This window comes from Kitasatospora sp. NPDC057512 (assembly GCF_042802135.1).
Classification (GTDB): Bacteria; Actinomycetota; Actinomycetes; order Streptomycetales; family Streptomycetaceae; genus Kitasatospora.
Window position 1 is genome coordinate 1 of sequence record NZ_JBHVET010000456.1, and the last position, 7,060, is coordinate 7,060.

Sequence of the window (7,060 nt, forward strand, 5' to 3'; positions counted from 1 at the left end):
GCCGAAGACAGGCCCCGATGGCGGGACGTCAGGCGGTCGGCACGTCCGGCAGCTGCGGCTGCGCGCAGGAGGACGAGCCCTGGCAGGAGCAGGAGCCCCAGGACGCGCCGTTCTCCGGCAGCGCGACGGTGTCGCGCAGCGAGGTGACGGTCAGCTCGCTGAGGTCGAGGTCCTGGAGGTCGAGGCCCTCGGTGGCAGCGGTACGGGACGTGGTGGTGTCGGACATGGCGGACTCCCTCAGAAATGGCAGGCGGGCCGGTCGGACCGGAAAGGTGTGCCTGCGAGCGGGTGCTGCGGAATGTGCCGGGTCCCCCGTGGGTGCGCCGCACTCGGGCCGCTCGGACCCGGGCTTCGCGCCGCCCGAAAACGAATCTAGGCACCCGGCGGCGCCCGGCGGTACGGCCGATCGGCACCTTGGCCGGGAGCCCGTCCCCTGTCGGCTCAAGACCGGCCCGGCTCAAGCGGCACTCCAGCGGACCCCCACGCGCCCCCGATCACGGCCCGATCCGGCCGCGACCGGCGCCGGATTCACGCGGCGTCGGTCCGTCCTGCTCCTGGTCCGCGAACTCGTCGGCGGGGCTCGCCGGGGAGGGCCGGCCGTGCGACGACACGGGTGGTTCGACGGCCCTCGGCCTGGTCGACACCCGTGGTCGGGGCGTGCGCGTACGCAACCCGGCCCAGGAGGTCCTGCGGGGCTTCTCGACCGGTGCTGGATCCCGCGTCGGGCCGTGCTCGTCCGACGGGACGCGGAAGCCCGGCCACGGGCCTGCCGTCAGACGCGCACCTGCGGGGCCTGTCAGTGCAGCGGCAGCATCCCCGGGACCGGGCCGCCCCGCCGGGCCAGGCGGCGCAGGAAGGTGGTGACGCCGGGGGTGCCGACCGCCCAGGCCCGCGCCTCCGCGTCCGGCCGGCGGCCGGGCAGCAGCGGCCGGTTCGGCCTGCCGCCCGCCCGCGTGAGGATCAGCTCCGCCAACCCCTGGGCTGCGGCCCAGTGCCGGGCCTCGCCGGTGGCCACCGCGAGGTCGACGCAGAGGTCCCCGACGCCCGCGAGGCCGCAGCAGCGGAAGACCTGCGCGGTCCTCGGGGCGAGCGTCCGGCAGGTGTCGGCGGCGTCGGCGGCCAGCGCGATCAGCGCGTCGTCGCCGTACTGGCGGCCGGCCTGGACCAGCAGGGTGCCGAGCCCGGCCAGCCCCCGGCACCAGGAGAGGTAGCGGCGGGTCGCCCCGGGTGCGCGGGCGGCGGCGATGATGCCGGGGAGGTCGGCCGCGAGGCCGTCCACGATCTCCCGGGCGGCCCGCCGGGACGCCTGGTCGGGCATCGCGAGCAGGAAGTGGGCCACCCCCGCGCGGCCGTGCGCGAAGCCCTCCGCGAGGGCGGCGGTGCCGGGGTTGGGCTCCTCTCCGAGGTCGTCCAGCGGACGGTCGACCAGCCCGGCGGCGCAGTCGGCCGCCGCCGCCCGGTGCGCTCCCGCCTCCGGGCCGAGCCCGGCGAGCCCGGCGAGCAGCAGGTGCCCGGTGCCGATCCCGGCGGTCCCCGCGATCTGGTCGACGCCCGTCCCCTGGTACCGGCGGGGCGCCGGGGGCTCGGTGCCCAGCACGGCGGCCGCCTCGGCGAGGAACAGGTCGACGCCCGTACGGCCCTGGTGGAGCGAGCCGTCCAGGTGGTCGAGGGCCGGGTGGGCGGCCGTCCAGGCGGCCAGTTCGGCGGCGGCGGAGCGGGCGTCCGGGCGGTCCGGGTGCTGGAGCAGTTCGAGGCCGAGGCCGGCGGCGCCGTCGTACAGCGAGAGCAGGGTCCGGGGCCGTTCGGCGCCCGGGTCGGCGGCGAGCAGCTCACGGGCCATCCGGACGCAGGTGGTGACGGTGTGGTCGAGCGCACCGTCCAGGGCGCTCCGCCCGGTCTCCGCGGTGGAACGCGCGTGGCGGGCCCGCCGGGGTGGCACCGTCCCCTCCCGCAGGCGGGCCGCCGTGGCCGAACGCCGCGCCGGGTCGAAGCTCAGCAGGCCCTCGACGAGTTCCGCCGCCGGGTGCCCGGGCTCCGGGAGGGCGGCGCGCAGGCAGGCCAGGGTGCGGTCGCGGTTGGTCGCCGGGTCCGGGTCGATCACCACCGGGTCGAGGCCGGTGAGGGCGTGGTGCAGGGTGGCGCCCAGGGCGTAGTGGTCCTCGGACGGGTCCTCCCCGGTGGCGCCCGGCAGTCCGTACCCGGCGGTGGCGCCCGGCGGCCGGTCGCCGTCCAGGGCGCTCACGCCGAAGTCGACCAGCGCGGGCCGGCCGTCCCGGTCGAGCACGACGTTCGCGGGCTTGAGGTCGCAGAACACCACGCCGCGCGCGTGCACCGCGTCCAGTACCCGCAGCAACGCGCGCGCCAGCGTCCACCAGTCCCGTCCGCCCGGGCCGCCGGCGGAACCCGCACCGCCCGCGTCCCCCGCCTCGGCGTCGTACGGGCCGCGGGTGAGCACCTCGCGGCGCAGGTCGGTCCGCCCGCAGGCGGTGCTGACCAGGTACTCGTCGGTGCCGTGCCGGAAGTAGTCGACCAGCGCGGGCACTCCGGGGACCCCGGCCAGCACGTCGAGCACCCGGCGCTCGTGCCGCAGCCGGCCGCGCGCGTCGACGCCCGCGCCGTCCTCGGCGACGAAGGCCCGGGCCTGCTTGACCACCACCTCGCGCCCGGTGGCGAGGTGGACCGCGCGGTAGACGTGGCCGCTCGGGGCGCGGGTGATGCCGGCGGTGATCCGGTAGCGGCCGTCGCCGACCCTGGTGGTCGCCGGGCGGGCGGCGGCGCCGGACGCCTCGAACGGGTCGCTCGCCCAGGGCGGTCGGCGGTAGCGGGCCTCGGCCAGGCCGGGGAACAGCGCGCCGTCCGGGCCGGCCATGCCGGCCTGCGCCTCGTCGTCGGTGACCCGGAACGGGCCGTAGCGGTAGTGCACCGGGGCGTCCGGCCGGACCGGGCGGTCGCTGACCACGGCGGGGCCTTCCCGGCCGGCCAGCGCCTGCGCCAACTCCAGCCCCAGGGCCCGGACTTCCTCGGGCCGGGGGTAGACCGTGACGGCCTTGCCCACGGCGGCGGCGCCGTGCCGGCCGCTGTTGAGTTCCCACAGTGCCGCCGTGCTCACCGCGAACTTCACGTCGCAGACCCGGGCGAGCAGGATCGGGAGCGCCGTGTCCAGCAGCGCTTCGAAGCCCGCCGTCCGGGCGGAGAGGTGCAGCTTCCAGCCGTGGGCGAGCTCCGGCATCCGGGGGTCCCGGAGGTACCACCACTGGCCGTCGGTGCGCAGCGGGCGGTGCGGGCCGGGCGCCCGGGCGGTCAACTGCTCGGCTCTGCGGCCCAGTTCGTCCCGCAGCGCGTCCCGGTGCGCGGCCTCGGCGGAGCCGGGGTCGGGCGGTGCGTTCATGGTTCCGTCCTCCCCCGGTCCGCCGTGGTCCGCCGTGTCGTTCGGATCCGGGTGGATCAGGCGTTGAACTCACAGGGGAAGCGGGTCGGGACGTAGGTCACCCACGGGTCGGCGAGGCAGGCGGCGGGCGTGAGGTCGGCGTCGAACTCGTCCTCGAAGACGATGGCGTCCTCGTCGATCTCCAGCGGGCCGGCGTCGCGGATGTCGGTCAGCAGGGCACTCATGGGGGTCCTCCCAATGATTCAGGTGGTTGGGTCCTTCGTGCTGAGCGGGCTCATGCTAGCCAGGCCACCCGACCCGGGACAGGGAGCTGACGGACCCGCCGGATCGACTACGACAAAGAGAGGTTCCGTTTGTGGACGCCGGCTCCCGCCCGCGTCCACCGGGACGACACGACCCGGTCAGCCGCGCAGGCGGCGGGCCCGGAGGTACTCGCGGGCCAGCAGGCGCAGCGCGGCGGGCTTGGCCGGGCCCGCCGAGCGGCGCAGCAGGGCGCCGAGGTCGGCGCGGGCGGCGGCACTGGTGAGCTCCTCCACGCCGACGATGCAGCGGACCATCGGGCGGTGGGCGGGCGGCACCCGGTCGATCACGGCCCTGCCCTCGGCGAGGCTGCGGTCGGCCCGGTCGAGCAGGGCGGCGAGCAGGGCCCGTACGGCGGGCAGGTCGCGGGCCTGTTCCAGGTCGGCGCGGGTGACGCCGTGCTCCCGGAGGGCCTGCTCGGGAATGGTCAGCCGGCCCTCGGCGAGGTCCTCCGCGAGGTCGTTGACGAAGTCGAGCCGCTGGCTGCCGTCGATGAAGGTCCGGCAGGCGGCGCGGTAGTCGCTCTGGTCGCCGTCCGGGCCGAGCAGGGCGGCGACCACCATGAAGCCGGGCAGCGAGTACCCGTCGATGTAGGCCTGGTGGTCCTCCTCGGTGGCGAACCCGGTGAAGTCCAGGTCGGCCCCGGTCGCGGCGAGGAAGTCCAGCACCCGGTCCCGCAGCACGGGGTGGGCGGCGACGCTGTTCAGCAGGGGCCGCAGCTCGGGGTCGTCGGTGCGGCCCGCGGCGAGGCTGTCGGTGACCTGGCGCTGCCAGCGGGCGGAGGCCGCCCGGCGTTCGGCGAGCGGGCCGCTGTCGAGCAGGGTGTCGGTGCGGTGCATGAAGGCGGCGGCGGCGATCACGTGCGGGACCGTCCGGGCCGGCAGCAGCAGGTCGGCGGCGAGCGCGACCTCCCGCTTGTACCGGGCGACCTGCTCCCGCTGCCGGCCGTAGTCGGCCCGCAGCCCGGCCTCCCGCACCCCGGCCGCGTCCAGCGCCCGCTCCCACCTGCCCACTCGGTCCACCCCATCGTTTGTTCGACGGGGATCGAGCGTAGCCGGTGGGAGCGGGAGGACCTATTCGGGCTCCCGGGGCCCCGCAGTGCCGGCCCCCGGGGCCCCGGTCAGCGCTGGCGGATCGCGGAGAAGCCGCAGGCCGGGGTGCAGAGGGTGACGATGCCGCTGTAGCGGTAGGTGGTCCGGCCCCTGGTGACGCTGTGCATGGTGTGCTTCTCCCGCAGGTTGAGCTCCCGGCAGCGCGGGCAGGCGGCACCGACCGGCTGGCCCCACGGGCGGTTCGGGTTGAGCTTGGCGATCGAGACGACCATCAGGACGGCGGCCACGCCCGCGCCGCCGAAGCCGACCACCCGCCACACGCCGTTCCCGGACTCCCGACGGTCGATCATCTCGTCGTACGAGTAGGTGCCCCCGCCGCCGCGGCTGGACCATATCCGGCACTCGCTGTGCCGGGTCATGGTCTTGCCGTCGCAGGTCGGCGGGGTGTCCGGGTCCGCCTTGCCGACCACCAGGGCCAGGAAGAAGCCGAGTGCGATCAGTAGGCCGAACAGGACCACGGCGACGGTCCGGCTGCGCCCGGTGTGCAGCCGCTTGCGCTCGTTGTACGCCGTATCGATCACTGCCTGGGCCATGTTGCCCCCGTCGACCGCCACTGGCTCTCCTCCTGGTGTCCGCTTCGCCCGCCCGGCCCGTGGATCCGGGCCGGAGGCGCCCCTCGGGTGGGGGCGAGAAGAACCCACCACGAAGGGTGTTTGCTTGTACGGAACTTGGGAAGAACTTGACCTTTCAGTCCTCCACCGCGACCGAGGCCAGGTAGGCGGCCGCCCTGGCCGGGTCGAAGTACCACTCCTCCAGGTCCGCCGGGTCGTTGAAGGCGTTGGCGAACCGGTGGGCCACGGCGGGCAGCGAACCCCCGGCACCGAGGATCCGGAGGACGTGCGGGGGCGGCGGGGCGAGCAGCTCGTTGCTCCAGGTGGTGGAGGGGGCCACGGTTCGCCAGAACCCGTCGAAGGCCGCCTGCTGGAAGGCCCGGTCGAAGGGCCGGTCGCCGTGGGCGAGGATCGCCGCCAGGTAGCCGGCGGCGCACTTGGCGGCGTTGTTGGAGCCCTGCCCCGCGATCGGGTCGTTGAGGACGACCACGTCCGCGACGCCCAGCACCGTGCCACCGCCGGGCAGTTCGCCGATCGGGCGGCGCACCCCCGGGGCGAAGCGCCCGGCCAGCGTCGCACCGGCGTCGGTGAGTTCGACGCCGGAGCGGGTCCGGTCGTACTCCCAAGGCGTGAAGGTCCTCATCAACTCCAGTGTCACCCGCAGGTGTTCGGCGGGATCGCGGATCCCGTCGAAGGCGTCCGCCGGGCCGCCGGGAATCGCCTCCCAGACCATGGCGTCGCACGGGCCGGCCTCGGTCAGCGCCGGCACCAGGAAGAGCTCGCCGACGCCCGGCACCAGGTTGCAGCGCACCGCCGGGTAGTCGTGCTCGGGGCGCGGGCCGAGCCCGTGCACGTAGCTGGCCGCCAGCGCGCGCTGCGGCCGCTCGTACGGGGAGCGCTCGTGGTCGCGCTCGAACAGCGAGGCCAGCGCGCCCTTTCCGGAGGCGACCAGCACCAGGTCGTACGAGCCGACCAGGTTCTGCAGGTCGGCCGCGGTCACCTGGCGCAGCTCCACCCGGCCGCCGCGCTCGGCGAACAGCTCCAGCCAGGTGGACATCTTCAGCCGCTGGTCGACGGACTGCGCGTAGGCGTCCAGCCGCCCGACCCAGTCGACCACCCGCTCCGCCTCCGGCCCGGCGACCGACACCCCGAGGCCCTCGATCCGGGGCGCCCGGTCGGCCCACAGGTCCAGGCCGAGGGCCCGCTCGGTGCGCAGCGCGGAGTCGAACATGCACTGACTGGACATCACCCGCCCGCCGCGCACCTCCTCCGGGCCGCGGTCGGTCAGCACGGTCACGTCGTAGCCGTGCGCCTGTAGCCCCAGGGCCAGTTGGAGTCCGGCCTGCCCTGCGCCGACGATCAGAACTCTGCGCATCGCCCCTGCTCTCCTGGTGGTACGTCCCGGACGGCGGCCCGGACGGCCCGGCCGTCTCCGGTCTGCTTACCAGCCGTCGGGGCCGCCCGTCCACGGGCCGTACCGGCACTCGGCCCCTCCCCGCCTCACCGCCTTCCCGCCTTCCCGCCTTCCCGCCTTCCCGCCTCACCCCGTGACCAGCCGCCGGCCGCTGACCTCCTCCGGGCGGATCCGCACCCAGCGCGGCCGCGCCCCGCCCGCCCAGGGGGCCGCGCCGGGCAGCCCGGCCAGCCGGTCGAGCTCGGCGGGGTCGTCCACGTAGTGCGCCGGGCCGCGGGCGAGCACGCTCCAGCCG

General features: G+C 76.0%; 7 protein-coding genes. All 7 read right to left on the reverse strand.

Going from position 1 to position 7,060, the window contains the following annotated elements; translation table 11 throughout:
- Positions 1-28: 28 nt before the first annotated feature.
- The 7 genes from ACFU6K_RS25995 to ACFU6K_RS26025 all read right to left on the reverse strand — a co-directional run bounded on the left by ACFU6K_RS25995 (position 29) and on the right by ACFU6K_RS26025 (position 7,050).
- The gene (locus tag ACFU6K_RS25995) at positions 29-226 is read right to left on the reverse strand and encodes a thiazolylpeptide-type bacteriocin (protein ID WP_049656540.1); all 198 of its coding nucleotides are present in this window, start codon (positions 224-226) and stop codon (positions 29-31) included.
- Between the two features lie 570 nt (positions 227-796).
- The gene (lanL, locus tag ACFU6K_RS26000; protein ID WP_380666887.1) at positions 797-3,388 is read right to left on the reverse strand and encodes a class IV lanthionine synthetase LanL; all 2,592 of its coding nucleotides are present in this window, start codon (positions 3,386-3,388) and stop codon (positions 797-799) included.
- Between the two features lie 56 nt (positions 3,389-3,444).
- Positions 3,445-3,612, reverse strand: a complete 168-nt coding sequence (locus tag ACFU6K_RS26005) for an SflA family class IV lanthipeptide (RefSeq protein WP_181970375.1) — start codon at positions 3,610-3,612, stop codon at positions 3,445-3,447.
- Positions 3,613-3,789: 177 nt separating this feature from the next.
- Entirely contained in the window at positions 3,790-4,701 is a 912-nt protein-coding gene (locus tag ACFU6K_RS26010; protein ID WP_380666889.1) for a squalene/phytoene synthase family protein, read from the reverse strand.
- A 107-nt stretch (positions 4,702-4,808) separates the two neighbouring features.
- Positions 4,809-5,354, reverse strand: coding sequence for a hypothetical protein (locus ACFU6K_RS26015; protein WP_380666891.1), 546 nt, complete (start codon positions 5,352-5,354; stop codon positions 4,809-4,811).
- A 133-nt stretch (positions 5,355-5,487) separates the two neighbouring features.
- Entirely contained in the window at positions 5,488-6,726 is a 1,239-nt protein-coding gene (locus ACFU6K_RS26020) for a styrene monooxygenase/indole monooxygenase family protein (protein ID WP_380666893.1), read from the reverse strand.
- A 165-nt stretch (positions 6,727-6,891) separates the two neighbouring features.
- Positions 6,892-7,050, reverse strand: a complete 159-nt coding sequence (locus ACFU6K_RS26025) for a hypothetical protein (RefSeq protein WP_380666895.1) — start codon at positions 7,048-7,050, stop codon at positions 6,892-6,894.
- Between the last annotated feature and the right edge of the window lie 10 nt (positions 7,051-7,060).

Bases quoted from the DNA above. Each gene is read 5' to 3' on its own strand.
- lanL (WP_380666887.1), bottom strand. From the start codon at position 3,388: ATGAACGCACCGCCCGACCCCGGCTCCGCCGAGGCCGCGCACCGGGAC.
- ACFU6K_RS26020 (WP_380666893.1), bottom strand. From the start codon at position 6,726: ATGCGCAGAGTTCTGATCGTCGGCGCAGGGCAGGCCGGACTCCAACTG.
- ACFU6K_RS25995 (WP_049656540.1), bottom strand. From the start codon at position 226: ATGTCCGACACCACCACGTCCCGTACCGCTGCCACCGAGGGCCTCGAC.
- ACFU6K_RS26005 (WP_181970375.1), bottom strand. From the start codon at position 3,612: ATGAGTGCCCTGCTGACCGACATCCGCGACGCCGGCCCGCTGGAGATC.